The sequence below is a fragment of the Streptomyces sp. SID13666 genome (assembly GCF_010548325.1).
Lineage (GTDB): Bacteria > Actinomycetota > Actinomycetes > Streptomycetales > Streptomycetaceae > Actinacidiphila > Actinacidiphila fildesensis.
Window position 1 is genome coordinate 1 of record NZ_JAAGLX010000160.1, and the last position, 560, is coordinate 560.

Annotated in this window: 1 protein-coding gene; it reads right to left on the reverse strand. The window is 65.5% G+C overall.

Annotated features, from left to right (window positions below; translation table 11 throughout):
* Nucleotides 1-271: 271 nt before the first annotated feature.
* The coding region (locus tag G3I60_RS43890; protein WP_164608569.1) for a zinc ribbon domain-containing protein at nucleotides 272-560 on the reverse strand (289 nt) is incomplete at its 5' end.

Genomic DNA, 560 nt, shown 5'->3' on the forward strand with positions numbered 1-560 from the left:
GGATGACGGGTTACGAACACTCATGGCGCCCATTGTCCCTGATCCATGGAGACCCATCGCACGCCGAGGCCCTCCACGGCCCTCCGACGGTCCTCGGCACACCGGCGCCGACCTTACGGAGGGACGCCGAAACGGCATACGATCACGGCGTCCTGGGGCACGGATCCCCGGTCTCGTCCGCCGTCCACTCCTCCCACGCCTCCGCGCACAGACACACACAAAGGCCAAGAGCCAGTCTTGACATCCTCCCCCTCCTGAAGGAGGGGGATTCCTACGGCTCGCGCCGTGGGGTTTTCTGCTTCGTCGCCGACTGCCCGCCCGGAGTACTCCGTTGAGGTCTTACACCAGCTCCACAGACTGTCACCGAGAGCCCCTCGGCCAGAATGTTCTTCGCCGCGTTGACGTCCCGGTCGTGGGTCGTCCCGCAGTTGTCGCACGTCCAGGTACGGACGTTCAGCGGCATCTTGCCCTGCAAGGTGCCGCAGTGGGAGCACAGCTTGGACGAGGGGAACCACCGGTCCACGGCGATCACCTCACGCCCGTACCAGCCTGCCTTGTAC